Origin of the sequence: Larkinella knui (assembly GCF_003858645.1) — a bacterium.
GTDB classification, from domain to species: domain Bacteria; phylum Bacteroidota; class Bacteroidia; order Cytophagales; family Spirosomataceae; genus Larkinella; species Larkinella knui.
Window position 1 is genome coordinate 74263 of record NZ_RQJP01000002.1, and the last position, 26688, is coordinate 100950.

Annotated in this window: 22 protein-coding genes; 3 read left to right on the forward strand and 19 right to left on the reverse strand. The window is 52.5% G+C overall.

Going from position 1 to position 26688, the window contains the following annotated elements; genetic code table 11:
- Position 1 precedes the first annotated feature (1 nt).
- On the forward strand, positions 2-346 hold the full coding sequence (locus EHT87_RS09250; protein WP_124906223.1) for a hypothetical protein: 345 nt from the start codon (positions 2-4) through the stop codon (positions 344-346).
- An 8-nt stretch (positions 347-354) separates the two neighbouring features.
- Here EHT87_RS09250 and EHT87_RS09255 read toward each other — a convergent pair whose 3' ends face one another.
- From EHT87_RS09255 to EHT87_RS09305, 11 genes are all read right to left on the reverse strand, one after another.
- Positions 355-1299: a bifunctional helix-turn-helix transcriptional regulator/GNAT family N-acetyltransferase gene (locus tag EHT87_RS09255; protein WP_124906225.1), complete on the reverse strand. Its 945-nt coding sequence runs from the start codon at positions 1297-1299 to the stop codon at positions 355-357.
- Between the two features lie 926 nt (positions 1300-2225).
- Positions 2226-3410, reverse strand: a complete 1185-nt coding sequence (locus EHT87_RS09260; protein WP_124906227.1) for an FG-GAP repeat domain-containing protein — start codon at positions 3408-3410, stop codon at positions 2226-2228.
- A gap of 76 nt (positions 3411-3486) precedes the next feature.
- On the reverse strand, positions 3487-4341 hold the full coding sequence (locus EHT87_RS09265) for an MBL fold metallo-hydrolase (protein ID WP_124906229.1): 855 nt from the start codon (positions 4339-4341) through the stop codon (positions 3487-3489).
- Positions 4342-4373: 32 nt separating this feature from the next.
- Positions 4374-5069, reverse strand: coding sequence for a glycosyltransferase family 2 protein (locus tag EHT87_RS09270; protein WP_124906231.1), 696 nt, complete (start codon positions 5067-5069; stop codon positions 4374-4376).
- A 62-nt stretch (positions 5070-5131) separates the two neighbouring features.
- Entirely contained in the window at positions 5132-6151 is a 1020-nt protein-coding gene (locus EHT87_RS09275; protein ID WP_124906233.1) for a methionine synthase, read from the reverse strand.
- On the reverse strand, positions 6091-7089 hold the full coding sequence (locus tag EHT87_RS09280) for a phosphotriesterase family protein (RefSeq protein ID WP_124906235.1): 999 nt from the start codon (positions 7087-7089) through the stop codon (positions 6091-6093). The genes EHT87_RS09275 and EHT87_RS09280 overlap by 61 nt, the downstream gene beginning before the upstream one ends.
- On the reverse strand, positions 7086-8450 hold the full coding sequence (locus EHT87_RS09285) for an FAD-dependent oxidoreductase (protein WP_124906237.1): 1365 nt from the start codon (positions 8448-8450) through the stop codon (positions 7086-7088). Before EHT87_RS09285 ends, EHT87_RS09280 begins: the two co-directional genes overlap by 4 nt.
- A gap of 19 nt (positions 8451-8469) precedes the next feature.
- Entirely contained in the window at positions 8470-9348 is an 879-nt protein-coding gene (locus EHT87_RS09290) for a sugar phosphate isomerase/epimerase family protein (RefSeq protein WP_124906239.1), read from the reverse strand.
- Positions 9349-9363: 15 nt separating this feature from the next.
- Positions 9364-10152 (reverse strand): sugar isomerase domain-containing protein, encoded by a 789-nt coding sequence (locus EHT87_RS09295; RefSeq protein ID WP_124906241.1) that lies wholly within the window; start codon positions 10150-10152, stop codon positions 9364-9366.
- Positions 10149-11054: an ROK family protein gene (locus EHT87_RS09300; protein ID WP_124906243.1), complete on the reverse strand. Its 906-nt coding sequence runs from the start codon at positions 11052-11054 to the stop codon at positions 10149-10151. The genes EHT87_RS09295 and EHT87_RS09300 overlap by 4 nt, the downstream gene beginning before the upstream one ends.
- A 98-nt stretch (positions 11055-11152) precedes the next feature.
- Positions 11153-11944, reverse strand: a complete 792-nt coding sequence (locus EHT87_RS09305; protein ID WP_124906245.1) for an SDR family NAD(P)-dependent oxidoreductase — start codon at positions 11942-11944, stop codon at positions 11153-11155.
- A gap of 236 nt (positions 11945-12180) precedes the next feature.
- Here EHT87_RS09305 and EHT87_RS09310 point away from each other — a divergent pair, with 236 nt between their 5' ends.
- Positions 12181-12912 (forward strand): GntR family transcriptional regulator, encoded by a 732-nt coding sequence (locus EHT87_RS09310; protein ID WP_124906247.1) that lies wholly within the window; start codon positions 12181-12183, stop codon positions 12910-12912.
- A gap of 2 nt (positions 12913-12914) precedes the next feature.
- Here the strand turns inward: EHT87_RS09310 and EHT87_RS09315 are convergent, their stop codons facing one another.
- The gene (locus tag EHT87_RS09315) at positions 12915-14966 is read right to left on the reverse strand and encodes a sensor histidine kinase (protein ID WP_124906249.1); all 2052 of its coding nucleotides are present in this window, start codon (positions 14964-14966) and stop codon (positions 12915-12917) included.
- A gap of 30 nt (positions 14967-14996) precedes the next feature.
- Entirely contained in the window at positions 14997-16190 is a 1194-nt protein-coding gene (locus tag EHT87_RS09320) for a Gfo/Idh/MocA family protein (protein WP_124906251.1), read from the reverse strand.
- Positions 16191-16780: 590 nt separating this feature from the next.
- Between EHT87_RS09320 and EHT87_RS09325 the strand changes: the two genes are divergently transcribed.
- Positions 16781-17092 carry an isoamylase early set domain-containing protein gene (locus EHT87_RS09325; RefSeq protein ID WP_124906253.1) on the forward strand — a complete coding sequence of 104 codons (312 nt, stop codon included), beginning with the start codon at positions 16781-16783 and terminating at the stop codon, positions 17090-17092.
- A gap of 90 nt (positions 17093-17182) precedes the next feature.
- On the opposite strand, the gene EHT87_RS09330 is transcribed toward EHT87_RS09325, so the two are convergent.
- The 6 genes from EHT87_RS09330 to EHT87_RS09355 all read right to left on the reverse strand — a co-directional run bounded on the left by EHT87_RS09330 (position 17183) and on the right by EHT87_RS09355 (position 26579).
- Positions 17183-18118, reverse strand: coding sequence for a hydroxypyruvate isomerase family protein (locus EHT87_RS09330; protein ID WP_124907210.1), 936 nt, complete (start codon positions 18116-18118; stop codon positions 17183-17185).
- A gap of 88 nt (positions 18119-18206) precedes the next feature.
- The gene (locus tag EHT87_RS09335; RefSeq protein WP_124906255.1) at positions 18207-21317 is read right to left on the reverse strand and encodes a PVC-type heme-binding CxxCH protein; all 3111 of its coding nucleotides are present in this window, start codon (positions 21315-21317) and stop codon (positions 18207-18209) included.
- A 141-nt stretch (positions 21318-21458) separates the two neighbouring features.
- A complete protein-coding gene (locus EHT87_RS09340) occupies positions 21459-22451 on the reverse strand; it encodes an FAD:protein FMN transferase (protein WP_124906257.1) in 993 nt (330 codons plus the stop codon).
- Positions 22452-22463: 12 nt separating this feature from the next.
- Entirely contained in the window at positions 22464-23618 is a 1155-nt protein-coding gene (locus EHT87_RS09345) for a hypothetical protein (protein ID WP_124906259.1), read from the reverse strand.
- 10 nt (positions 23619-23628) lie between these two features.
- Positions 23629-25011, reverse strand: coding sequence for an FAD-dependent oxidoreductase (locus EHT87_RS09350; RefSeq protein WP_124906261.1), 1383 nt, complete (start codon positions 25009-25011; stop codon positions 23629-23631).
- A 131-nt stretch (positions 25012-25142) separates the two neighbouring features.
- Positions 25143-26579, reverse strand: coding sequence for a RagB/SusD family nutrient uptake outer membrane protein (locus EHT87_RS09355; protein ID WP_124906263.1), 1437 nt, complete (start codon positions 26577-26579; stop codon positions 25143-25145).
- Positions 26580-26688 lie beyond the last annotated feature (109 nt).

Below are 26688 nucleotides of genomic sequence, written 5' to 3' on the forward strand. Positions count from 1 at the left end.
TATGGCTACCCTGGCAAATACGACCAACCTGCTCGATGATACGATTGAAATCTTAAGCAGCGAATCGACTCCCCAACCCGGCGATGATAGTTCCAACCTGCTTCAGAAATGGATTGACGTATTGAACCAGAGCGAAAATACCCAGCCCCTGAGCCGTAAATTGCGGGAACTCAGTGATGCGATCCAGAAGGATTCTGTTGAAACGGCTACCATTCAGCGTATTCTGAACGAAATTGCCGATGCGACCGACGAATTCAGCGCTCAGGTTGGCCCAGAAGGCGAGCTTCCTTCGCAGTTGCAGGGCCTGGCAGCGGCCTTGCGAAATACCGGCGATCACTTGTCATAAACGGGTTTTTACAGGTCGATCTGCATCTTGATATTCGAACGCTGGTAAGGCGACGGGCTGGATTCTACTTTATAAAAACCGACTTTTTTATAAAGCGCGAGCGCCGTAGTCAGGCTGGTGTTCGACTCCAGGTAGACCTGTCTGGCACCTAATTGCCGGGCCGTTTCAATCGCGTGAACACAAAGTTTCTTACCAATCTGTTTGCCTTGGGCTTCCGGCGCTACTGCCATTTTAACCAGTTCGAAAACCTGATTCGTAGCGGCAAGCAGTGCGCAGGTTCCAACGATTTCATTGCGATACCGGGCAAAAAACACCCGTCCACCTTTGGCAATGATAGAGCCTTCGGGGTCGCTCAAGGTGCGGATATCGGGCTCTTCTACTTTGAAATACTTCTCGATCCAGGCCAGATTCAGCTGCTTAAACTGTTCCCGGTAGGCCGGGTCAAAATCGATGATTTCCACTTCGTCGAGCTGTTTCATTTTGAAATAGGTTTTAAAACGGCTGAGATAATGCTCCTGCGCCAGCGTTTCCTCCATTTCTTCCATCGCAAACAGGAGGTTATGGCGCTGTTTAGTAATGAGTTGGGTATTTAGCTCGTTGATGGCCTGCCAGATTTTCTCCAGTTCCGGCAACAATTCCTGCCCTTTATCACTGAGCGATAGCAACCGCTTACGGCTGTCTTTTCCGGATTTTTCTGAAACGATCAAACCGGCCTGCTCCAGTTCTCGTGCCAGTTGAATAATGGCAGGATGCGAAAAACCGAGTTCATCCGCAATCTCGGTTACACTCAGGGGTGACTTTCTCGAAAGCAAATAGAAAAGCGTAAACCACTTGGGATCAAAATCGAGCCCGAACGATTCATACACCGCTGAAGCCTGTTTCGTGATCAAATCACTAAGACGTCGCAGGCGGCTTCCAAACGCCAATGGGCCTAACTGAGCCATTAAATCCATACGGGCAAACTTTTATGTTTTAATTTACGTAAGTACTTACGCAAGTATAGGAAACAAATTTTCTTCAACCAACTTTTTAGCAAAATTTGCATAAATAATGGTGAGAAGTTAGCCACCGCGGGGCATACCGCTAATAGGCTTTCAGGTTTGTCAAAGCTCCGGAGGAGATTCCATTTTTTAGTACGCTCCTCCGGAGCTTAAATTTTTATAGCCGGTTGTGGCTATTAACAGGGAACCCTTCCAGGGTTATAATGAGATGAACCAGTTGAATCGGTTATGGCTATGAACAGGAAATCCTTGCAGGCTTATAAAGAAATGAACCGTTTAAACCGGTTATGACTATAAATAGGGTAACTCTTTCAGAGTTAGGAAGATATAAACCGTTTGAACCGGTAATGACGATAAACAGGAAACCCTTGCAGGATTGAGGACACAGTGGGCGACCGTACGTTTCCCATTGCAAAACAAAATGCCTATTAACAGGAAACCTTTCTAGGATGAGGACGCGATGAACCGTTTGAAGGGGATACGAAAATGGCTCATGGTATATGCTAATCAGCGTGAAGAACTTGCAATTTGCCTCGGAGGATGGCTTACCGCGTCTTATGGTGAGAAGCCGGATTAAGTTAATCAGTGTGCAGGAATTCCAATTTGCCCCGGAGGGGCACCCTGTTAATAGTTTGCCGCTTTCAGTTTTTATTAAGCTCCGGAGGAGCGACCTTTTTCCAGTACGCTCCTCCGGAGCTTATAAAAACCGAAAACGGCAAATCTATTAACAGGCAACCCTTCCAGGGTTAAGGTGATGCACATGAGCAGCCCGGAATACGCATAGGAAATTTCCGGCTTTACGTGTCATCAGGCTAAGCGGTTTTGCATCCGGCTTTGTATTGAATCGCTAACACGGATTTCCGCTTTCTATCCAACTCCTACCGCTGATTCCAGTAGATCAACAGATTCAACGTTGCCCGACCGGACGCTATCAGGTCCAGATCGCCATCGCCGTCTAAATCAGCAGCTTGCAGGTCCTCGGCCGCCATCATGACGCTGTCGTCGAGAGCGTGTTCCTGCCAGGTATGCAGCGTTTTGTCGGGAACGAAAAGCCGGACGCCCACTTTCTTATCGGCATTGGGATTTCGCCAGCCCACGGCAATCTGGTCAAACCCAAGTTTCAGGAAGTCCCCGCAGGCTAGGGCATGTCCCTGACTCAGCTGCTCCGTCAATGTTTGCTGAACACCGTACATCAGTTTATCCGGCGCATCGGCAAGGGGGCCATTTTTATAAACCACGAGTTTGTTACCATGCATCGGCTCGACAGCGGCTACGAACGGCATTTTAGCAGTCTGAAAACCGCGACGTACCTCTCCCATTCCATTGCCGGCTCCAATCCAGCGGTCAACCGGACTCCATTTCTGATTGCGGTATGCTACCAGTTTACCGCCTTCTTTGCTGCCAATCAGCATCCGGGTTTCGGCGGCATCCTCCCAAATTTCAAAATTATGCGTCATGTGCATCGTCGAGTCGACCAGTTGCATGCGCCACGGATCACGCGGATTTTTCGGTTTTTCGTAGCCCAAAATTCGTACACCCCGGCCTTCGCCGTTTTTGTTACCCAAACCGTGCAAAGGAACAACAATAAGTTGATAGCGATTAGGTGACACCCGCGCCCAGCGCATCCGGTGGGTGGTTATTTCGTGGTGAAGCCGAACGGCTTCCCAGATTTGGGTGGGATCTGTCGGGCGAATGAGGTAAAATACCGCTCCCGATTTGGTCGTATCACTGGTTTCGGAGGGATTCCAGCCCGCGCCGACGGCCACCTCCACTTTGCCATCGCCGTCAATGTCGCGGGCGGCCAGACAGACGTTGTCCTGCGGAGTCAGATTCCGGGCCATCACGTACCGCTGCCAGGCGTCGGCCGGTTTGCCCGGATTCCGGTACCAGACAATTTCTTTCTGATCGGCCATCAGAATATCCGGCTTTTTGTCACCGTCGACGTCACCAATGGCGAGCCCGTACCCAATATCGATCTGATTATCAACAACCTGAAGCTTAAAGTTGGGCTGCTGGGCGTAGAGCGGAACGGCGAGCAGAAGGAAGGCGGCTATTTTTTTCATGAAGAAGAAAGCGAGGGTTCAGGATTGACTTTCTTCAATATTCGCAATTCGTTCTACAATAGTCAATAATTCCTGCTTATTCCTTTTTCCCGCTCCACCGCTCACCCAATTGCAACACTTTGTAGGGTATTTGCTGGCGTTCGGCTTCGCGGACAAAGTTGGCGGGATCTTCGGTGTTGAATTCAAACAGGTGGTAATGATGCGGAATAACCAGACGCGCACCGATTGCCTTGCCCAACCGCGCGGCTTCGTCGGGATTGAGGTTTCCGGCCACGCGCCGTTCCGGTTTGTTGCCATTGATCGGTAAAAACGCAATGTCGATTTGAAACGGTTTCAACGTATCAACCATTCCTTCATACCACAGTGTGTCGCCACTGTGGTAGATCGACCACGGCCCGGCCTGTACCACGAAACCCATGAATTTACACCGACCCTGATCGTCGCGCTCCACATCATTATGAGCCGAAGGAACGCCGTGGAACGTAAATCCGGCCACTTCAGCGGTTTCTCCGTCGTTCAGTCCGATGGCAAATGACGGGTCGCGCTTGATCCGATCAGCCACGAAAGTTCGGTTGGCTTCGGGAATTACAAACTGAAGGACCGGATTTGCAGTAAACAACGGCATCAGCGTTTCCGCATCCAGATGATCGGTGTGGTTGTGGCTCGACGTTACCACATCGATCATTGTCAGACGGGCCGGATCGACCACGCGCTCCGACATGCGGACGTGGGGCTTATCCGTTTTAGCGTATTTAACCGACAGCGAATCCGACAAATACGGATCGAACAGCAGATGACGCCCCTGCCATTGCAACAAAAAACCGCTTTGTCCCAACCACCAGATGTGCAGCTGATCGGGCTGGAAACGGGCGGTTTCCAGATCCGAAAGGAAGGATTGGTCTTTTTGAAAGGCAGGAATTAAATTGGTCATAAAGAGGATTGAAACAGGTTACGCCCTTAAAGTTACCTTCCCGGCAGCGGTTTTCGGGCGAAACCGGCTACTTGTCGCACAAAGTTGACCACGCCGACATACTGGACAAGGTTGGCATACAGCAAAAAATCTTTCAGCAGTCCTTCCACCGGACCGCGTTTCGCCATTTTATAGGCAGTCGTAGCCGACCACGGCACCCAGCGGACCACTTTCTGGTGCTTCCACATGTATTCGTTGATCGCCATTTCCAGCGGAAAACCATCGACCGGTTTTTCAAGAATAGCCCGCAGATCGTCGGTTCGCAGAATACGCTCGCTCGATAACAGAATATCGGCGCGGTTCATCTTAACGAACCATTCGGCATTCAGACGACGCAGAATTAGCAGGTCGACATCCGGACACGTGCTCATCAGCTGAACAATCCGGGCCAGTTCATCCCGCTCCAGATTTCGCAAATCGGCGTCCATCAGCATTACATACGGCGACTCAACCGCTTGCAACCCCCGCTTGACTGCGGCCGTTTTTCCCTGATTTTCCGGCAATCGAATCACTGTAAGCCGGGGCCAGCGGGCACGAATCCGGGCCAGTGTGTCATCGTCCGAACCGTCATCGACGCAGATGACCTGCTCAAATGCGTCTAAACTGGTAACTTGTTGTAAAACTGAAAAAATGCGTTCTCCTTCGTTAGAAAACGGAATTATACAACTTACTCCACAGGCCGTTTCCATACTCCACGTTGCGTTGATTCTTTCAGCAACAACGAACAACCCGGTGCTTAGGTTTTGGAATATTACCGTACCTGCCGGGCTCCGGCCACCATATTGATCAGTTTCTGACGTGCGGCCCAGCGGGCGGTTTGACTCAGTCCACAGTCCGGCGCAACGGCCAGCTTCTCGGCTGGGATGTATTTGAGGCACTTTTCAATCCGCTTAATCACATCCTTGACGGTTTCGATGTAATAATTTTTAACGTCGATAATACCAACGGCCACGTCCATTTTTTGGGCAAATTCGGCAATCAGTTCAATCTCATCAAACTCGCGGTTGGCCATTTCGACGTGCACTTCATCGACCGCTAAATCCAGAAAATCCGGCAGCATTGGATGAATTTTACGGTACCCGACCGGGCGTCCCTTAAAGTTACCAAAACAAAGGTGCGTGGATAGTCGGCATTTCCCCACCACCGGCGCTACCGTCCGGTTAAAAATATCGACAAACCGCTTGGTGTCCTCTTTGTAGGCATAGCACGACATCGACGGTTCATCGACGGTTATTTCCGTACAGCCAGCCGCGACCAAATCTTCCAGCTCCTGGCGAACAAACGGCAGAAGTGCTTCAGTAATGTCATACCGGTCCTTATACCGCTCATTGGGCAACATCCGGCCACTGAGCGTATACGGCCCCGGAATGGAGGCTTTCAAAGTTGGGCCGGCGGGTGCCAGCCTTTTCAGCCGCTCGAATTCTTTGACGGCACCCAGGCCTTGGGGGGCGGTCAGTTCTTCCACGATAGAGTGTTTTCCGCGCTGGTCGTGGGCGGGCGGGCCGAATTTCCGCGTTTCGGAATGATTGGGTTGCAAGCCTTTGATGTATCCGTAAAACGACAGATTGAAATCCAGCCGCGTCTGTTCGCCGTCGGTAATGACGTCCAGTCCGGCGGTGGTCTGGTCGTGAACAGCCGCCACCACGGCGTCTTCAATCATTTCTTCAATGTCGGCCTGCCCAAACTGATCGAGGTTTTGAGACGCAAATTCTAGCCAGCCCGGGAAGGGGTAGCTGCCGATGACGGTGGTACGGATGGGGTTGGGTTGCATGTGTAAAGTCGTTTAGGAGTATCAATGAATAGATTTTGAAAATAGTCCGCTAAATCCAGCCGTCGCAGATCGTCACGAAAAGTAGTCAGAAGCCAGGTCAAACCGGGTTTGCCGCCGTACGACTGCCAGTAGGTCGTACGGGCCGCGTCCATGCCGACGGTAATCTGATCCGGAAATTCGGGCAACAACGCTTGCAGGAGCGTGTACGTCCAGTTTTGCTGGTCCGGTTTCCACCGAAAACCGCTGTCGTATTCGACCCGGACACCCGTCTGCAAAACCGCCCGGTTATACGCTATGTCTTTAAACCGATCGACGTGCGAAAGGACTACATGTTGTAAATCGGCCCCCAATCTGGCGAACCATTCCGCCTGTTCGAGCGCGTGTTTCCCCTCGTTCGTATGCGTCAGAATCGGAATACCGGTCGCCCGATGGGCATTGACAACCGCCCGAAAAACCGTCTCCTGGTGTTTGGTAATCGGTTCGTCGCCCGTTGCCAGTTTAATCAATCCGGCTTTATGAGGGGTCCGTTCCACAAGCGGACCGCCGTAATCATACGCGTCAATGCCCTCCTCAATGTCGGCGATGAACAGGCGCGTCAGTTGATCTTCCGAATAGTGATACCGCCAGTGGTCGGGCGGATAATATTTCTCCAAATGAATACCGGTCGGCACGATGATCTGAATACCGGTTCGGCGGGATACCTCGGCCAGTTTCAGCACGTTCCGGCCACAATTGGCGGGCATCGTATCGACCATCGTTCGCCCGCCCGCGTCATAAACCCGCTGCAATTCGTCCGAAATTTTACCGACATCATTCAGCAAAAAATCCGGATTGCTGCGCGTCGGAAAACTTTCCTCGATCACAATATGCTCGTGCGCATACGTAATTCCCATCTGCTCCGGGTCAATATCGCCCAGTACGGTTCTAACGAAGTTCATCTTTTCCAACCCATTCTTGACGTATCGGCTACCTCATCCGGCAGCTCCAAAACCGCCCCGATTCCGTACAAAATTTCCTGCAATTGACTTATAGCTAACCCATTAGCTGCTTCATCGTTCGCCAGGGACTGCACCGCGGCCAGCCCCGCAGCCTGCCCCATCGACATGGTTTGGGCCATCGACCGGCACGACGCGTGGGCATCGTGGGTAGCGGAAAAACACCGGCCAACCGCCCAGACCGACTGACTGCCTTTCGGAACAATCGTACCGTAAGGAACGCCATATACCCCCGCGCCGGGAATATACTCCCAGTAGGTTTCGTCTTCTCCGTTTTTTCCCTGCCGGTGATCTTCAATCGGTGCTCCGCAGAGAAAAATCCGGTCATCGGGTAGGTTTCCCGAAAGACATTCTTCCTTGGTCAACCGGTGTTCGCCGTATACGCGCCGGGTTTCGCGAACGCCAATCTGGTGGGACAACCCGATGATGTTCGATTGGTCGAAACCGGGGACGGCATCCCGAAAAAAATCTTCGTACACAAACGCCTGGCGACGACCTTCCACCTCGGCCCGGGTCAGTTCCTCGACGTTCAGCGCCGACAAACCGGTCACTTTCACGGCCACCGTCGACATACAGCCCTTCGCATTCATTTCGTGTGCCGAACCTTCTTTTCTGGGTAAAGGATGTTGCCCGGTTTCAACGGCGACCCGCATTTTGGCAGCCAGCATTTTCTTGCCGCCTTCGCGTTCGTAGCGGTCCAGATCGACGTTGCTCATCCGAAACGTCGTGGTCATGCTCTGGGCAGGTTCGCGTTCACCGGCGGTTTCGTAGGCAAAATCCGCCAGATGGCAAAAATCGGCATCCCCCGACGCGTCGATTACCCGTCTGGCAATTACCTTGCAAAAACCGGCTTTATTCCAGAAAATACACGCATACCGTTCGCCTTCCGTATGGACATCGACTAAGGTGGTGTGCAACAAATACCGGATGTCGCTTTGCAGAATCAATTGATCCCACACGCGTTTCAGCCGTTCCGGATTGTAGTTGACGCCCGTTCCGGCTCCGTACGTATTGGGCCGCAGAAAAATAGCACCGGTTTTAGCGAGTTCATTGACCACCCGATCGGGCCAGCCACCCACAACTTTGCGGGGCGTTTGACCAGGTGTAAAAAAACCGTAAAACGTATCCAGCATCTGCGTCGAAGTCCCGCCCGGAAAACCGTACCGCTCCACGAGCATCACGGAATACCGCTTTTGGGAAGCCGCCGATAATGCCGCGACACAGCCCGCCGAACCCGCGCCGATGACGAGGATGTCTGTTTCCGCCAGGAGCGGCAGTTGGGTAGGGTTTACGAATGGATGCATTTGACGGCTCATCGACTCATTAGACTCCAAATTTCTGACGAATTACATCACGGCTCATTTTCAGGCTTTCCCGAATGGGCCGCGTTGGTTTAAAACCGGGGGGAAACGCCAGTTCAACGGTGATATCACCCGCAAACCGGTTTTTCTTCAATTGCCGGGCCACAGCGCCCCAGTCGGCGATGCCTTCGCCCAGAGCCTCCGACCGCGTTCCCGTCCAAAGGTGGTCACGGAGGTGGAGGTAAACGATTTTATCAGAAAATTTTTGCAGGAAAGTCAGAACGTCCACTTTGGCCTGAAACAGCCAGTCCAGATCGGGGCCAAGGGCGATGTCGGGTACGCGCTGCAGGGTGTTTTGCAGGTCGTACAAATCATCGGCTACTTCGTAAATGTGGTTGTGCAGATTGGGAACGACCTTATTTTTACGACAAATGGCCTGAATTTGTTTCAGGGTTTCGGCCTGAACATCGAACTGTTCGGGCGTTTTCTTTTTCGGAGTGTTCCCGACCGAAATGCCCAGCGTTCGGCCACCCAGTTTACTCAGGCGCCCGACCACCATTTCCGCATCATCGAGAATCTCCGTCTGTTTGCTTTTATCCCACATCGGCTGGCTATACGAGGCCCCGATGACGGCTACCCCGCTCTTTTGGGAACTATCGCCAATCCGGTCGACGGCGTCATCGTGCCGCACGTTGACTTCCATCAACTCGACGGCTTCAATTCCGGCGTATTTTGCGTCCGCAAACACCTGATCTAAAACCGGAAAACAATCATAAGCGGGTTTATCCGATGAATAGACCCACACGTGCAGCCCGACCACGGGTTTGCGATCGACGGCCGAAAAAACATCCGGTATAGCCAGCGTCAGGGTGCTGGAAGCAAGAAAGTCACGACGGTTCATGGTCATTCAGGGGTTTTAGCTAACGAAAGTCTTTTTGCCGACCTCGGCATACAGTTTCGCCAGCCTGTGCGCATGTTCATCGTAGGCAGATTCAAAGAGTTCAGTGGCCCGTTCGGAACCCACCAATGCGGTGGCGGTCAGCACTTTGGGTGGTTGCCCGGCCTGGGTCAGCAGGCGCGCCAGCTCGGCTTTGATGCTGTTGACAATCAAAGCGCCACCGACCGTGCTGCCGGGCGATACGGGGGTTTCCAAACCCGGAACGGTTACCATCGCATCGCCGACGGGCGCACCGGTGTCCAGAATCAGATCGGCGAAGTCGCTCAGTTTCAAGCCGTCTTTGCGTTTGCTGGTGCTTCGGTCCGAATGTTCCTTCGTAATCAGAGCGACCACTTTCACCCCCCGTTTCTGAAATTCTTCCGCCATTTCAACCGGCACGACGTTGCAGCCGCTTGACGAAATGATCAAAGCCGTATCCTGCTCCGAAAGGTCGTAGTTGCGCAGAATCCGTTCGGCCAGCCCGGAGACATTCTCCAGAAACATGGCCTGGCGCTGTCCATTGGCGCCCACCACCAGATTATGAAACGTGAGCGACAACTCGACAATGGGGTTGAAACCCGGAAACGAACCGTAGCGCGGCCACATTTCTTCGACCATGATCCGGCTGTGGCCCGAGCCGAAAACGTGAACCATCCGGCCCGCCAGAATCGTGTCGGCAAACCATTGGGCGGCCTGTTGCAATTGCTCCGTTTGCTGTTCGACCGTGTCGATCAGTTGCCGGCATTTTTCTAAATAGGTCTGTATCATACTATTTCTATCTCACTCGATTCGTTTGCAATAAAACCCGCAGCGCCGATGGCACCGGCCCAATCTTCAAAATGGGCTTTTCGTATAGTCGTTTTCTTTCCCGCCGGCCGCCATTCAAACACCTCCAGAAACGATTCCAGCGGCCCGAACAGCGAATCGCCGGCTTGCGTGATGCCCCCGCCCAACACGACGGTTTCCGGCGAAAATGCATTGGCAAAACCGGCAATCGTGACGGCCAGTTGCCGCACCGACGTCAGCCAGACCAGCGTGGCCAGCGGTTCCTGCTGCCGATACTGATCGACCAGTTCCTGGGTGGTCTGGTATTTGCCGAACGACCGCCGGCCTACCGTGGCGTTCCCGATGGCATCTTCCAGGTTGCCCGGCATATTCGTGATTCCCAGGTGATTACTGTCAGCATTGACGGAAACATGGCCCAGATGACCCGCCATCTGGTAATAGCCCTGGTAGAGATTCCCGTTGATGAGCAAACCGCCACCCACACCCGTACCGAGCGTCAGCATCAGGGCATTCCGGCAGTCTTTGGCGGCTCCATACCGGGCTTCGGCCATCAAAGCCGCATGGGCATCGTTCAGAACCCGAACCGGCACACCCAGAAACGCCGACCAGTTGAAATTTTCCAGCCCCGGCAAACGGCCCGGCATACAGGCAATGGCGTCGTTGGCGGGAGTTGGCAAACCCGGTGCCGACAAGCCGACCCCCGACACGCTCCCCTGAGCAACCGCTTGCAGTTGCTGAAACGTATCGAATACCGCTGTCTTCCACTGGCCGTCCTGCCCGTCATTGGTCGGACAAACGACCCGGTGCAGAACCTCGCCGGTTTTCGGGTCGATCAGCACGCCTTTGATCCGGGTGCCGCCAATGTCGATGCCGATTGCGTTCATTTCTAGCTAGTTTACGGTTTTCGGTTTATAGTTTTTAGTTTAAACGTGCTGCCACTACGGCCCGGCGAAAACCGTAAACTGAAAACCATAAACCGTTCTCAATATTGCCCTTCACTCACGGTCCAGCCCCCATCGACGGCCAGGATCTGGCCGGTCGTGAAGCGGGAATAATCGGACATAAAATAGACCGCTGCGCCGTCCAGATCGGCAGGCTGACCAATCCGACCGCCTTCCAGCGGTTGTTTCGTGGCAACGAACTTGAGAATGGTCTCGTCATTGGCCGCCCGTTGCGCCATCGGTGTTTCCACCAAACCGGGTGCCAGAACATTGATCCGAATGTCGTTCCGGGCGTAATAGGCCGCAACGGATTTGGTAAACCCGATGATCGCGGATTTGGTGGCGGCATAGGCATGGGTCACAAAATATTTCGGCGAGGGCGAATATCCCAGCACCGAGCCCATGTTCAGGATGGTTCCGCCCGTATTTTGCTCCAGAAAAGCATTGATGGCTGCCTGATTCGACAGCATGAGCGACGTCAGGTTCAGTTCAAACGTTCGGTTCCAGCCTTCCAGGGTCAGCTCGTGCAGGGGGCCGTCGCCAAACCGCCGACCGCTGCCACCCGCCACGTGATAGAGGCCGTCGAAACCGCCCAATTCGCCTTTACAGAGCGCAATGGCCGAAATGGCCGTGGCCGGATCGGTGGCGTCGCCGTTTAATGCCAGGCCAAAACCGCCCAGCTGGGCTTCGGCGGCTTTGCAGCTTTCCTCATTTCGACCCACCACCACCACGCGCGCACCCTGACCGACAAACGCGTGCGCTGCCGACAGCCCCAGGCCCGTTGTACCGCCAATGACCACGATCCGTTTGTTGGCTAACCAGAGTTGATCCATGCTGAAAAAATAGTCTGTTGAAATCCTTTTATACCCCTAAATCCCCTAAAGGGGACTTGGACACAGCAAATGCCGGATGCAGAAAGTCCCCTTTAGGGGATTTAGGGGTTGTAAGACGAAAATTTCAATTACGAAAGACGAAGGTATAAAGCCGGATTTAGTATTGCAACAACTTATTATAATAAGTTTCGGATTAAAGAGATTTTCGTATACTTGTTCATCAACAACCAATCTCTATGAACGATCGGCCAACCCGCATACCACAGTACCAGTATCTGTACGAATCCTTACGGCAGCAAATTATCCGGGGCGATTTCAAATCGGGGGATCTGTTGCCTTCTGAAAAAGACCTCCAAAACCAGTTCCGGCTCACGCAACCAACCATTCGTCAGGCGCTGGGGCTGCTGGTGCAGGACGGGTATATCCGCAAACACCAGGGAAAAGGCAGCATTGTTCAGCCCCTACCCATCGGTCTGGGCGTGATGTCGATTGTCGGACGGCTCGCCAATACCGCCAATACCAGCCGGGCCGAGCGGATGTCGACCACCATTTTGACCAAACCGCGGCTGCATTCTTTTCCGGAAGATTTTTTATTTACGCCAACCGAAGAAGACACCAAAGCAGGATTTTATTATCTGGAACGACTGCGGGCGGTGGATGAAGAACCGGTTTTTTTTGAAAAAGTAAGCTTGCCCAACCGGTATTTACCCGGTTTTTCGCGCCAGCGGCTGGAAAACCGTTCGCTCTTCGATTTGCTGCGGACGAAGTACGGTTTGCTGGTAAAGGGCGGGGAACAGAAAGTACTGGCGGTGGCCGCCGACGGCGATCTGGCGCGTCAATTGGGTGTTACCATGGGCAGCCCGGTTTTGCGGCTCGATAAGCGACTCGACACCAACCGGCCGGATTTCAGTTTTTACTCGTCTCTCTACGCAAAAACAGACCGGTACATTCTGCACGGACGGTTTTAAGATCAGCCCGGAATGATGATGGTAAACGTGGCACCCTGATTGGGCACTCCCTCCGCGGTGATGATACCGCCGTGGTTTTCAACAATCTTTTTACAGATTGCCAGACCGATTCCGGTGCCTTCAAAGTCTTTTTTGGCGTGTAATCGCTGGAAAATAGCAAAAATTTTACCGGCATACCGGTTGTCGAACCCGATGCCGTTGTCCGCAATCTTCAGCTCAAGATACCGCCGGGCGGGCGTCAGGCCGGGCCTGGAAACCTCGCTCGCCGGTAAAAACCGGTGCGTGACCCAAATAACCGGTGGCGTGTCTGTCCGGGCAAATTTAATCGCATTCGTCAGCAGATTCTGGAAAACCTGCCGAAACTGGGAAGCGATAACCGATAGCGCCGGCAGATTGTCGGCGTGAATGACCGCCTTTTTCTGTTCAATCTCGTATTCCAGGGATTGCAGAACGTCGTCCAAAATCTGCTTTAAGCTCCGTTTTTCAAAAGCCTGATTGGCCGAAATCAGCGAAACGGACAAAATATCACCGATCAGGTTCTGCATTCGCTGGGCGGCATCGATAATTTTCGATAGATAAAGCTGGCCTTCTTCATCCAGTTTTCCCTGTTGACTCATCAGCAACCGGTCGCCGAAGGTCGTTATTTTCCGTAGCGGCTCTTTCAAATCATGGCTGGCGATGTAGGCAAATTCCTGCAAACTGGCGTTTGACTGCTCCAGACGCCGGTTTTTTTCCTGTGCCTGAAGCTCTGCATCTACTTTGTCGGTAATATCCAGCGAGATATTCAGGATATGCTCCACGGCATTGTCAGCGTTGCGGTCGAAAATAGTGCCGTAGGTCTGAAACCACCGGTATTGTCCATTCTGGTGCCGCATCCGGTATTTAAACTCCGATATGGGTTCAGTGTCCCTGTTTCCGGGCGACTGGTTGGCCTTTTCCAGCGCCCGGGCATTTTCATCCATCAAGTTGGCAAGATCGTCGGGATGCAGAATCGTCAGCAGGAAGCCGATGCCCTCATCCAGTACGCGCTGGGGTGAATAGCCCAGCAATAATTCAAATCCCTGGCTGATGAACAAATACTGGCCCGTATGAATGTTGTAGGTGGCAATAATAGCCGGAGCGGCATCCGTTATTTTTCGAATAAAATTCTGTTTTTCCTCAACGAGTTGAATGCTCTTTTTTTCGAGGTCGATGTCCAGTCCGAGACCAATAATCTGCCAGGGTTTACCGTCCGGTGTTCGCCGAAAAACCGACTCGTAATTCCGGATCCAGCGATACCGGCCGCTTTTATCTTTCAATCGGTGTTCCAACGTTCGTACCTCACCGTCTTCTGCCGATGCAAAGGCCTCAAAATGAGCAATTACCCGGGGAATATCGTCCGGATGCTGCATGATCATGAGGTACGAATCGCCCATCTCATGAATTTCATCGTGTGTATAACCCAGCATCGTTTCGACTTTCCGGTTGGAAAATAGCTCTTTTTGGTTGAGCAGATCGAATACGTAAATAACACCCGGCGACGTATCGGTTACTTTTTCATTAAAGTACAGTTGATCGGTTATATTCTGGTTCAACAGACTGATGTACTGCTTCACCATGCGGTTTTCCAGTTCGAGCGCATACCGGTCGAGTTCCCGGACAATGGGTAGGAAAACCGCCGGATCAACCGTGTACTGCGGCAAAAAAGCAATCAGGGCCTGTTTTCGAACGTAGCTGATCAAGCCAATGTCATTCGTTGCCACCTGATTCCGGCCGATAACCGGCAGCAGATCCTGCGCCCAGCGGACAACGGTGGTCTCAATGTTTTCAATGGTCCGGTTTTCGGCGAAAGCCGTGAGAAGCTGGGTGGTCGCTTTTCTGGAAAGCTCGAACAGCTGGTCGTCCGACATGGACTTAAAATAGGCCAGCATCGGAAGCTTCACTTCATAGAATAAACGGATGAACTCGGCCGTCAATTCCTCCAGGTGGTGATCCAGGAGGAATTGAGCAAAGCCGGGTAAATACGCAAAGGCCAGTTCTTCGGAACCGGTTTCCGGGCTATCGGGCGTTACCAAGACGGTATAACTAGTTCGTTTATACGTATTTCAAGTCAAATCCCGCTCCGAAATCCGCCCGGTTTCTTTGTCTTTCAAAATCACCTTGTGCCGACCATCGTGCGTCACCTCTTCTTTGATCAGATAGAAATTCTCATCATAATCCACCAGCGTCGATTCCTGGGTCAATCCTTCCCGGCCACGCCAGACGGGCAAGTTCACCGGTTCCCACTGCTTGGTTTCGGCGGAGCGGTATGCCGCGTCCAGAACCGCATTGACGACGTACCCATCATAAAACGTTTCGGCCGGTTCGCGTCCTTCATCAGCCGCGTTGAACATGTCCGTAAACATGTGATTGTAGCCCAGATCGTTCACTTCGTCGCCCACTGGAAACAGCCAGCCGGACGTGCTTTCCGCTTTTTCGGCCACATAATCGGCCCCTTTGCCGGTGGTAAACATCTCAAAACCGGTGCGCAGGAAGTTATTGATCCAGATCGTGCCTTCGGTACCCATCACTTCGTCGCGCAGGTCCATCCCACCGCGGAATGTCCAGCTCACTTCAAACTGTCCAATGGCGCCGTTTTCATACTTTACGAGCGCAATGGCGTGATCTTCCGCATCGATGGGTTTCACCTGCGTGGCCGCCCAGCACATCACCTCGACGGGCCGGACGTCTTTGCCGATGAAATTTCGGGAAATTTCGACACAATGGCAACCCAGATCGAGCATACAGCCGCCACCGGCCTGTTCTTTGTCCCAAAACCAGTCGCTGTGTGGACCCGGGTGCGTTTCGCGGGATTTGGCCCACAGAATCCGGCCCAGCGCGCCATTTTTCACACTTTCCAGGGCTTTCAGAAATTTCGGTGTGTAGCAGAGGTCTTCCAGGTAACCGGCAAAAATACCGGCTTCTTCCACGGCTTTCATCATCCGCAGAGCCTCGTCGGCATTGCGTCCCAGCGGTTTGGTGCTGACCACCGCCTTTTTATATTTCGCACACAGCAGAACGGCCGTTTCGTGAATATTATTGGGCAGTGCAATACAAACCATATCAACTTCCGGGTTGGCAATTACCGACTCCATATCGGTGCCCCAGATGGAACACCCGTAATCGGCCGCAAACTTTTTAGCACTTTCTTCCCGACGGGCGTAGATGGCCACTACGCGGTCGCGCCCCCGTTGTCCGTGGATGGATTCGGCGTAGAACCGGCCGATAAAACCGGAACCCAGCATGGCAATTTTTCGCATAAAGAATAGAGGAATTTAAGAATTAATAAACAAGAAATGTAAGTTATCAAACCGGTTGTAACTAGTTTTCCGGACAAAAGATTGAAATACTGATCGTGTGAAACGAAGCCGGCACGAAATAAAGCCGGTCAGATTTCAGTGCCAGTGGTGCTCAACTGCGCCCGAATTCAGTTGCCAACTTATTATAATGAGCAAGGTACTGATTGCCGGTTTACCGACAAAAAATTACCCGCATTTTACGGTTTTCAGTCCGAATGACGAGGGCCAATCCGGTTGGATTCTGGCAGGCACTCGAACCAGCCCGCGGATTTTAGTGCGGTTTCTCCGGTGGAAAATAACGCGGAACGGGATTGCAACCATTGTCTGGCAAACCGTGTCCTTGCTGTTAAATGCGCACCAGCGTCTTACTAAACATTTTACCGGTAATGCCGTTTTATCTGAAAAAGTCGTTTCCGGATTCGGCTTTATTAAATTATTGCATCGAAGAATAGAACGATTAGAAGAAAGCTTGTATTTAACGGTTTGATAACCATTGAATTACTAAATTTTACATATAAATTTACAACCGTAAACCAAACACTCTACTCTATATGGCACTTGCAAAACAGTATGTAAAAAGCAAGCCTACAATTTGCAAAGTAACGTTTACGCTGCCTGCCGACGCCGTTAATGGCGCGAAGGAGGTTGCTCTGGTTGGTGATTTTAACGGCTGGGATGCTTCGGCTACTTCTCTGAAGAAACAAAAAGACGGTTCTTACAAAACAACGGTTGAACTACCCGTTGGTCAGGAAACGCAGTTCCGCTACCTCATCGACGGGGCAACCTGGTTGAACGATGAAGAAGCGGATAAGTTTGTTACCAGTGGGGTTTCAGCGGATGAAAACTCGGTGGTGGTTTTGTAACCGTTTACCCCGAACTGGTAAAGAGAAGTGATACGAACGACAAAAAGCCCGACCAGTTGGCCGGGCTTCTTCGTACCCACCGTGGGTAGGTTAAACCGTAAAGCTATCCGACTCGACGTAGGCTTTAATCAGCGCTATTTCGCCTTCTTTACCCGGCAACGAATTTCCGTGTTCCATGCCCCAGATAAAGTCTTTATTTTCGGCTTTGCCTTTTTCGTAAACGTGCTTGAAAACGTTTTTGTAGTTGATTTCGCCCGTCGTCGGTTCTTTCCGGCCGGGATTGTCGCCAATCTGAAAATAGCCGATTTCGCTCCAGCACCAGTCGATGTGCGGAATGATGTGTCCCTCATTTTTCTGCATGTGGTACACATCGAACAGGATTTTACAGGCCGGGCTGTTGACCGCGCGGCAAATCTCGTAGGTCTGATCCGAAGTACGTAAAAACAGATTGGGCGTATCGCTCAACGGTTCCAGCACCATGGTCAGGTTGTTGGGCGCCAGAATATCGGCACCCCGGCGCAGGGCGTCTATCACGTGTCCGGTTTGAATCCCGATTGGCAGATTCCGCTGGAAATCACCGGGAACCACCGTCATGAATTTCGCATTCACGCGTTTCGCCACTTCGACGGCTTTTTTGCAACCCGCCAGAAAGATATCGATATACTCCTGCTTCCCGGCCGCGAGCGTATTTTGGCCATTGCCGCCTTTGTCGACGACAAAAACGCCCATTTTCATCCCCAGCCGGGTCATTTCCTTCGCGATTTTCTCCTGCTCTTCAACGGGCCGGCCCATCATTCCATTGTCTTCGATGGCCGTAAAACCGTTGTCAGCCATGAACTTCAACTGGTCGATGACGTCTTTTCCGGCACTGTTCGTAAACATGCCAAAGTGGGGTGCATACTGTAATTTGAACTGGTTTTTAGCCCCAGTTGCAGGTCGTGAAGACTCCTTACCGGCCAGTGCATTACCAGCCAGGGTGACACCGGCAAGGCCTAAAGTTGATTTGACGAAATCGCGTCTTTGAATCATGAGTAGGGAAGGTTAAAAGTGTCTAACCGGAGGTCAGCAGGACTAGAATAAAGGTGCCCTGCTGACCTCCGCCAGAGAAAGATTTTTATTTTTTCTTTAAACTTGATAAGTAGTCTACTAAATCCACTAATTCCTGGGTCGACATATTTTCCTGCAAGCCTGCGGGCATCATCGATGCATCCATCTGCTTCATGGAAACGACGTCGCTCATTTTGTAGTTGGTCACCACACCACCCGGAAATTTCATTTGCAGATCGGTTTCCGTTTTGCTGGAAACGATTCCCGAAACGGTACTTCCGTCTTTAAACTTAACTTCAAAGCCTTCATACCCGAAGCTGATACCGGCATCGGGGTAAAGGATGGAAAGGTACTGCGCTTCTTTCGGGAGTTTACTGCCAATTTCGGATAGTTTTGGTCCAAAATCCATCCCATCACTGTTAACCTGGTGGCAAATTGAACAATTCGTCTTGAAGACATTCACCCCCCGGCCTGCGTCGCCGGTCATGGCCAATAAATCCGGAATAGCAGGCATTTTTTTGCCTTCAGCCCCTTTGGCTCCGTCCAGGTAACTGGCCGCTTCCATCCGGACTTTCTTGCGCCACGAATTGCTTACCCCCTGAACAGCCGCCTTTTTGTAGTCATCCTTGATCTGTCCGGAGCGGAGCAGCGACAGAATCATTTCTTCCCCATCGTTGCTGCCACCAATGGCGCGTGTAGCCTCCTTCCGAAGCGGGGCCGGGCGGTTTTCGTCCAGGGCTACGGTTTTCAACATCTCCAGGGATTCCTTGTTGCCGACCCAACGCAGGGCCGAAGCCATATTGACGGCGGCTTCCGGGTTGCTTCCGTTTAGGACGTCCCACACCAGTTTACCACCTCCTTGTTTGAGTAACTGCCGGGTGGCATCACGCCCTGTCGGATCATTGAACAGCTTTTGACTCAACGCGAGCAGGCGCGGATTCTCGGCGACGGGTTCATACCGGGCCACCATTTCAACGTATTCAGGCTTGCCGTACGTTTCGTTCAGGAGTTTGGTCAGAGACGCCATGGCTTCCGGCGAATTTTTGACAAAGTTCGGGTCCAGGTGACGCAGGGCCAGTTTGGTGATCTGGACATCGTTCGCATTACTCTTCAGAATACCCAGCAGCGCACTGGATTTTTCGGTAGCCCCCGGATTGAAATCGAACGCCCGGAAATACCGCAACCGGCCCGCCAGATCGGTCTGCGAATCACCCGCCAGCCGCGCCAGCAAGGGAACAGCCTCTTTGGTGCGGGCCCGCCAGACGATGTCTTTACCGCCGTCGGTTCCAATCGGATTGGCACCCGAACGTTTCAGCCAGGCCGAATAATAGGCGTCCCACTGCCCATCCGCCCCAATCCCGAGGGCTTCCAGATACCAGCGATCTTTGCCATCGTGCCGGGCGGCCAACTGCGCCCACAAATCCGGCGCTTCCGGCGACGTATTCCGGCGCAAGGCAATGGCGCACTCCCGGCGAACCTGCGGATCGGCGTCGGCCACCAGTTGCTTGACATACGGAATAAGGTCCATTTTCAATTCACGGGCCGCGCGCAACCCCGTAATCCGCAAATTCGGGTCCGACTCTTTCAGGGCGGTTTCGATGTATTTCCGGCCTTTCCCATCCAGTTTGCTCAGCAGCCACAGGGCGCGGGCTTTCATGCGGGGGTCCGGCGAACTTTTATACAGTTTGGCCAGGTCTTTTTCGGCTTTGGTACCCCAGTCGTGCAGTTTGTTCCAGGCGGCATACCGAATGGCCATATTCGGGCTTTGCAGCGCTTCAACGGCGCCGGCTGGCGTGGCCAGATCGACTTTCGGCATTTTGTAGGGCGTATTCGGCGGAGCCAGCCGGTAGACGCGCCCCCGGTTCTGATCACCCGCCTGGTGACCACCCACGCCGGGATCGTACCAGTCGGAAACCAGCAATGAGCCGTCGGGGGCCACACACACATCCGAAGGCCGGAACCACTGGTCGCGAACGCCTTCCAGCACCGGCACAATGGTGGCTTTATAGCCCGCGCCGTCGTTCGTTACCGGATACGACCGAACGATATTCGGTCCCGCATCGCAGTGAATAATCTGACCCTGAAATACCTGCGGCAATAATTTACCTTCATAAACGATAATACCGGTTGGTGAACCCGCGCCGGTTTGCAACAGGTTCGGCACCACACCGGGATCGTTGAGGTGCCAGTGTTGCTGCGGAATCGTGGCTTCCAGGTTGGTGCGGTTAGCCCGCCAGCCCGCGCCGGTCATCTCGTCGGTATAACCGTAATTGCCGTATTCCATCACGTAATTGATCCGAACGCCCTTGTTGCCGTCGTCGTCATTGTCCGACTGCCACATGGTTCCGTATGAATCCAGCGCCACTTCGTAGTTATTCCGGAAATTCTGGCCCAGTACTTCCATCTCACTGCCGTCGGGATTGCAACGAAAAACCATCCCCTGGCGGTAGTTGTTCAGATCGATCTCCTTGCCGGTATTGCGGTCGAAAAGCGCTTTGCCGTTTTTATCGCGGATTTGCTTGCCTTCGTTGCCAAAGTTGAAATACCACTTGCCATCGGGACCAAAAACGAACGAGTGCATGCCGTGGTCGTGGTCGGCTCCGCTCAATCCGGTGAACAGCAGTTCTTTTTTATCGGCTTTATCGTCGCCGTTTTCGTCCGTAAATACGAACACGTTCGGGCTATCCGACACAATCACTTTGTTCCCCTGCACCCAGATGCCCAGCGGAGAAACCAGTTCCGGCCCCTGGTAAAACGTTTTGGTAACATCGGCCTGCCCATCGCCGTTGGTGTCTTCCAGAATCAGAATCCGGTCACCTTCGGGGCGGGTGGGGTTGCCGTTGATAGCCGCCCGGTAGTTATACGCTTCGCAAACCCAAACCCGGCCTCTGGCATCGACATCGATGTTGGTCGGATTGGTCAGCATCGGCTCGGCCGCAAACAGTTTCGCTTCCAGCCCCGGTGCCACATTCAGACTGCCGACGGCATATTTTGGATCATGCTTGTCATCATCTGAAAGCCCGGCAAACAGCCGATCGAGGTACGCGCGGGAAGCCTGATTCAGGTTATCATTTTGCCAGGCGCCAACCAGGACACCACCGACAATCAGACCAGCTGCCGACCAGGCTAAGGCCCGCCCTGACAACCGGAAAAGAGAAGAGTAACGAGTTGAGTTCATAAACTACCCGTAAGGTTTGTAAGAGTTGGAATAAAACGTGTAAATGTAGCAAGAAAACCCAAATGTTACCTTACCGAATCCCGAACAGATGCGTTTCATTGGGCAGATTTCGGATCCGCTCCCTCCTCGCTTTTTACCATTTTAGCGAATAAATTCCCTGATCCCATCGGTTGCCATGGTTTGCAGGCTCCCTGTCTCTGCTTTATAAATCAAATAAGCATCTAAATCAGGTTGTTTACTCAGAAAGCGTTGCGTTTCCTGCAAACCCATCACCAGAAAAGCGGTTGCATAGGCATCGGCAGTCATGGCGTCTCTGGCAAAAACCGTTGCACTCAGCAACGCATCCGGTTTTGAAAAGCCGGTTTTGGGATTGATGATATGCCCGAAGATTTCCCCATTTTGCCGGTAAAAGTTGCGGTAATTTCCCGACGTCGCCATCGACCGGTTGGCCATCCGAACCGACGTCTGAAGTCCGCCGGGCCGAACCGGGCTTTCAATTCCGACCTTCCACCACTGTCCGGGGCTCCGTTCTCCCCGGCAGCGAACCTCCCCGCCCACTTCCACCATATAGCGGTCAATGCCCTTCGATTCCAGGAAAACCGCCAGCACATCGACGGTGTAGCCCTGGGCCAGGGCATTAAAATCCAGCCGAACGTTCTTTTTTAGCTTTTTAACCGAAACCGCGTCGTACGAAATATATTGAAAGCCAACGTATTGCAGCAGCGAATCGACATTGGGCAACCAGAGGTCGCGGGATTTTTTACCCAGTTCGTAGGCGTCGACCAGCGGTTTTACCGTCGGGTCGAACGCTCCATTGGTGGCCCGGTATACGTCTTCGGATTTTTTGAGGACCGGGTAAAAATAAGGCCGCAGAAACCGGTGGGAGTCGGATCGGTTAAACTGCGAGATCTCCGAATCAGGCCGGTAGGTTGACAGGCACAAATCGATTTCGGTGAGCAGGGAATCGACCGGTTTTTTAAAATTTCGCTGGCGTTCGTCGACGTACTTAATGTGGTAAGTAGTTCCCTGCGCTTCACCTTCCAGGCTGACCACCGGCGTTTCTGCCCCTGGGTGCGACTCGGTTGGTGTTCTCCCAAACGCAACCAGTACGATTAGCAGTACCAGCCATTTCATGGGTTTGTTGGGCTATAAAGTATGCTTCGCTTTGTAGTCATTGAGCTGTTTCACGACGGTTTTGTCGTCAATATTCGCACTTTTCAGGTAGATAAACGCTTTTTGAGAGAGGAAATTATTCGGGCTCTGGAGGAGGTCCGCGATGATCCGCCCGGTTTCCCGATCCGTAACGCGGTGCAGTTTGAAGAGATCGAGAATGTTGCTTAGTAATTCGCCGTTGGCCGATTTTAAAGCCCTGGCCAACGCGGTTTTTACCTGAGGGTTAAGATGCGGAGCTTCCTTGAATTTGGTAACGATCAGATTCTTAAGCGCGTAATTCGTCTGGGGAAATTTTTCAAACAAGCGCAGTTGCAATGAATCCGATTTGAGTTCGTCCGGACTTAAGGCATTTATGGCGCGTTCGGCGAGATTAAACCGGTTGTTATCGATGAAACTCAGGAGGGTATTTCGCAGACCGGACGTCAGCTCGACCCGGCCCCGAATGTGGTTGAGCGCCCAGATTTTATCACCGGAATCCGGGCTTTCCAGAATTTTTAATACGAAACCGGGCGACAACCGTTTTTCCGTTAAACTCACCACTTCTTTTTGCGTGGCTCCATACACAAAATGCCACATTTTGTAGGTGGTATAAACCGCGCCTTCGACCACATAATCCAACACATTTTTCGACGTCGCCGACGAAACGGCATCCAATCCGGAAGCCGCCAGATCGGCTTTTGGCACCAGTTCTTCATACGAAAAGTTGGCCAGGGGCGAAAACGGATCGGCCAGCAGCTCGTTCAGTCGCCCATATTCTTCCGGTTTAAACGGTTCGTGTTCGGTTTTACTCAGAAATTCACCTTCCGGCAATTCAAATCCCAGATACCGCCCGGTGACATTCCAATACAGCACAATGTCGAGTAACCGGCACTTATTATCGAAGCAGACACTCGTTTTAATTTTCCGGAAATACGATACCGGATAGCCTTCTTTCGAGCGAGTCTGGAACAGCGTATCGTTGCCCGCATCGTCTTTAAAATGGCTCACAAAAGCCTGAACCGTGTCCGGTTTTAGCGGAATGGTTGGGGCATTAAAATAGCGAATTCGGTCCTGCTTCCGATGCGCCGGAAGCAGGAGTAGAAGGATAAAAACCGCGTTGAGTAAACCAACTTTGTGACCACTTCGCATACCCGGAATGTCAGCCTTTTTGACTCGAAACCGGCACAATTCCGCCGTGTTCTTCAATCAGTTTCCGAAGGTCTTTCATCGATACATCCAGCGGTGTTTTGTTCTGCATACTGGCCAAAACCGCTGCGGCTCCGGCGGCCTGGCCCATGCCCATGCACGATGCCTGCACCCGAAGCGCGGAGTTTGCCAGCCGGTCGCTGCTCACCATTCGCCCGGCGACCAGAAAATTCCGGCTGTTTTTCGGAATCAACGCCCGAAGCGGAACGGTGGCCACAACGCCCTCTTTTAAATGATCGGGAACCACCCCATTTTCGTCGTGGACATCGATGGGATAATAGGAATACGAAACCGCATCGTCGAATACTTTTCCCGTAACGTAATCCTCGTGCGTGATTTTATAATGACCGTCAATGCGATACGTTTCGCGGACGGCGGTTTCGTTCTGCACGTCAGCCAGCCGGATTTTCTCACACCCGGGCAGGGTTCGCAAAAACCGCAGGGTAGTCAACAGGGACGATCGGCCTTTTAAGTTCGCAACGGTATGGGCTTCGGAAGTTGTCGAATCGGCACCTAGAACGTGCTGAATGTTATCGCCTTTGCTTTTTAACAGCCCAACAATATTATTCCGGAAATCAGACTTTACGAGCTCCCCTTTTTTGATGGCTTCTTCATACCGGCTTTTAATGGTCTTTAAATCGAGCGAATTAAAGTCGTAGCCTTCCAGCCTAAACATCAGCGTTCCCGGCTGCGTCACGGATTCCCGCAACAGGTCAAAACCGGCGAGCGAAGCGGCATAGGCATTCCCCGTACAATCGATCAACTGGTTGCAGACAATCTGCGTACTGGTTCCTTTTCCTACGGTTTGAACGGTCCAGTTTCCCTTCTGAAACGTCGCGCTGGTTGGCGTTTCATAAAACCGGATCTGCACGCCCGCTTCCACGGCTTTTTCCTCGATCAACAGGGCATACAATTGTCCGTTTACCCGAACCTGATGCCGGGGGTGGTTTTTGCCGTGGGGAATCGAGAAATCGGGCAGGGTATCATCATTTAACGCAACGGCTTCCTGTACCATTTCCCAGCCAATGCCGCCGATCACCTGCTTGCCCCAGGCAAAAAAGATGCCCGGATAATTCACCCCGCCGGTCGTGGTGGTACCTCCGAGCTGGCTCCCGTTTTCAACTAGGATGGTTTTGCGTCCGGCCCGGGCCGCCTGGATAGCGGCCACCACGCCCGCCGTGCCGCCCCCGATCACCAGAATGTCGGTTTTCAGGGTTTGCTGAATCAATTGGTAAGGCTCACTCAGCCTTTCTCCTTTCGACAAAGTCGGTGCGGCCATGCCCAGCGACAGTGCGCCGAGCGATGTTAAAGCCGATCTTCTTTTTATTTTTTCCATGGTTTTTCAGTTTTGGGTTTATGGTATTCAGTTTACGGTTTTCAGTTTACGGTTTTCGGTAGCTGACGCGTTCTTTTGCGCTTCTTATTTCGTGCGTCGGCAACCGTAAACTGAAAACCGGAAACCGGTCATTAATACCCCGGATTCTGATCCGTGGCGGGGTTAAGTGCTTTGTTATAGTTCATTTCCGAAACCGGAATGGGCCACACGAGGTGTTTATCGGCGACGACTTTCCCTTTGGCCGCCAGAATCACGGCTTTGGCGGTTCCCGTCCGTTTGAGGTCCAGCCAGCGTTTGCCTTCCAGTTGAAATTCGTAGCTCCGTTCTTTCAAAACCAGGTCCACAAAGGTGGTGGCGTTGTAATCCCCCGGTTTGAAATCGACCGCTGACGCAACAGCGGGGGCTTTGCCGAACGCCCGGCGATGCACCTGATTCAGCGCTTCCAGACCGGCGGCCGTGGGGCCGTTACCGGCTCTGGCCGAAGCCTCGGCGTAGATCAGTAACACATCCGAATACCCGTAGACCGGATCATCATTTCCGGCCCCGTTCTGACCCACCGCGGCCTGGTCGATAAACTTCGAGCTCACGAGCGTATTGGCCCCCAGACCGAAATTAATCAAGTCCCATAGACCCTTGCGGATATCACCGGCATCCCAGGTTTTATAGTATGGACTCGTGACATCGACGTAAATCACATACGCGCCCCCGAAGTTGAATAATTTCGTATCCGGGTGGTTGCTGATCCAGAGCATATAATTGCCCTGATTGACCTGGCGGGCGTATTTCAGGTAAAAAATCTCCTCCGTAGTCGACACCAGATCCGGGCCATAAATCTTGTTTTGAAAGTCACTTTTCGTTGTCGCCGGAACCAGCGAAAACTGGTTTGATTTGATTACTTCATCGGCTTTATCGCGGGCTTCCGCAAATTTACCGACCTGTAAATACACGTCCGCCAGCATCGTTTTGGCCGCCCATTTGGTGGGTCGCCCAATCTGGGCCGGTTTTTCGGGCAGGTTCGTTTCGGCTTCTTTTAAATCGGCCAGAATCAGGGCATACACCTCATCGGCCGAGCTTCTTTTCAGGTTGATATCGGTCATGTTACTTTCCGTCCGCAGGGGTACGCCCGCCCAGTTTCGCACCAGCTGAAAATAGTTGAACGCCCGCAGAAACTTGGCTTCGGCCACATACCGGTCCACATCGGCTTTGCTGATGGCCTTGCCGGTGGGCGCATTTTTAATCACCAGGTTCGCATTCCGGATGCTGAGGTAAAACGCGTTCCATAAACCGGCCACCCGCGTGATATTGGCATCGTTTAAACCCTGGAAATCGTGCAACGGCGCCCAGCTTCCGCGGCCATACGCATAATCGGCCTGGCATTCGAGCGTGGCCTCGTAAACGGCGTAATTGGAATTCCGCAAGGGTGAAAAAATAGCATTGACCGCCGTTTCAACATCACTCGCCGTATTAAAAAACGTCTCGACAACGAGGGATTTGGGCGCTTCCACCAGCGCGTCTTCGCAAGCTGTCAGAAGCAGGGGTATTGTGAGGAGAAGAAGTATCTTTTTCATAGTTTCAATGGCGATTGTGTGATGGGCAATTGAGTGAAAAGAAGTCATTGAATGAGTTAAGAGGTCGCCATACTGACAAACCACCACACCGGCAGCTCACTCATTCACT

Bases quoted from the DNA above. Each gene is read 5' to 3' on its own strand.
- EHT87_RS09270 (WP_124906231.1), bottom strand. From the start codon at position 5,069: ATGGAAACGGCCTGTGGAGTAAGTTGTATAATTCCGTTTTCTAACGAA.
- EHT87_RS09355 (WP_124906263.1), bottom strand. From the start codon at position 26,579: ATGAAAAAGATACTTCTTCTCCTCACAATACCCCTGCTTCTGACAGCT.
- EHT87_RS09255 (WP_124906225.1), bottom strand. From the start codon at position 1,299: ATGGATTTAATGGCTCAGTTAGGCCCATTGGCGTTTGGAAGCCGCCTG.
- EHT87_RS09290 (WP_124906239.1), bottom strand. From the start codon at position 9,348: ATGAACCGTCGTGACTTTCTTGCTTCCAGCACCCTGACGCTGGCTATA.
- EHT87_RS09265 (WP_124906229.1), bottom strand. From the start codon at position 4,341: ATGACCAATTTAATTCCTGCCTTTCAAAAAGACCAATCCTTCCTTTCG.
- EHT87_RS09305 (WP_124906245.1), bottom strand. From the start codon at position 11,944: ATGGATCAACTCTGGTTAGCCAACAAACGGATCGTGGTCATTGGCGGT.
- EHT87_RS09345 (WP_124906259.1), bottom strand. From the start codon at position 23,618: ATGCGAAGTGGTCACAAAGTTGGTTTACTCAACGCGGTTTTTATCCTT.
- EHT87_RS09350 (WP_124906261.1), bottom strand. From the start codon at position 25,011: ATGGAAAAAATAAAAAGAAGATCGGCTTTAACATCGCTCGGCGCACTG.
- EHT87_RS09260 (WP_124906227.1), bottom strand. From the start codon at position 3,410: ATGAAAAAAATAGCCGCCTTCCTTCTGCTCGCCGTTCCGCTCTACGCC.
- EHT87_RS09295 (WP_124906241.1), bottom strand. From the start codon at position 10,152: ATGATACAGACCTATTTAGAAAAATGCCGGCAACTGATCGACACGGTC.
- EHT87_RS09275 (WP_124906233.1), bottom strand. From the start codon at position 6,151: ATGCAACCCAACCCCATCCGTACCACCGTCATCGGCAGCTACCCCTTC.
- EHT87_RS09310 (WP_124906247.1), top strand. From the start codon at position 12,181: ATGAACGATCGGCCAACCCGCATACCACAGTACCAGTATCTGTACGAA.
- EHT87_RS09285 (WP_124906237.1), bottom strand. From the start codon at position 8,450: ATGCATCCATTCGTAAACCCTACCCAACTGCCGCTCCTGGCGGAAACA.
- EHT87_RS09340 (WP_124906257.1), bottom strand. From the start codon at position 22,451: ATGAAATGGCTGGTACTGCTAATCGTACTGGTTGCGTTTGGGAGAACA.
- EHT87_RS09250 (WP_124906223.1), top strand. From the start codon at position 2: ATGGCTACCCTGGCAAATACGACCAACCTGCTCGATGATACGATTGAA.
- EHT87_RS09335 (WP_124906255.1), bottom strand. From the start codon at position 21,317: ATGAACTCAACTCGTTACTCTTCTCTTTTCCGGTTGTCAGGGCGGGCC.
- EHT87_RS09300 (WP_124906243.1), bottom strand. From the start codon at position 11,054: ATGAACGCAATCGGCATCGACATTGGCGGCACCCGGATCAAAGGCGTG.
- EHT87_RS09325 (WP_124906253.1), top strand. From the start codon at position 16,781: ATGGCACTTGCAAAACAGTATGTAAAAAGCAAGCCTACAATTTGCAAA.
- EHT87_RS09320 (WP_124906251.1), bottom strand. From the start codon at position 16,190: ATGCGAAAAATTGCCATGCTGGGTTCCGGTTTTATCGGCCGGTTCTAC.
- EHT87_RS09280 (WP_124906235.1), bottom strand. From the start codon at position 7,089: ATGAACTTCGTTAGAACCGTACTGGGCGATATTGACCCGGAGCAGATG.